Origin of the sequence: Shewanella electrica (assembly GCF_022321485.1) — a bacterium.
Lineage (GTDB): Bacteria > Pseudomonadota > Gammaproteobacteria > Enterobacterales > Shewanellaceae > Shewanella > Shewanella electrica.
This window is the reverse complement of the sequence record NZ_JAKOGG010000808.1, coordinates 1-233: the sequence shown is the minus strand read 5'-3', so window position 1 is coordinate 233 and position 233 is coordinate 1. Positions and strand designations below refer to the sequence as shown.

The window sequence follows — 233 nt, the reverse complement described above, 5'->3', positions numbered from 1 at the left end:
TATCGCCCTGGCTCTATTTCTTCATCCACATCCAATTCCTCTGTGGCAGCAGCGCTGACTGATATTAAGCAGCATCACCCAAAAACACAACACATCCAACTGGTGGAAGGATCTGCTCGAACGTGGACATGTTTAGACAGTGTCTTGGCGGAAAATGTTCGTGTGATGCAAACAGCAGCTTCTTGAAAACGGCAACTCTAACAGGAATTTCGCCATGTACTATAATAGCTGCA

1 protein-coding gene is annotated in these 233 nt (G+C 45.9%); it reads left to right on the top strand.

Going from position 1 to position 233, the window contains the following annotated elements:
• Window positions 1-186 (top strand): hypothetical protein (locus L9G74_RS24695; protein WP_238899100.1); only part of this gene is annotated, 186 nt, incomplete at its 5' end.
• Window positions 187-233: the final 47 nt, after the last annotated feature.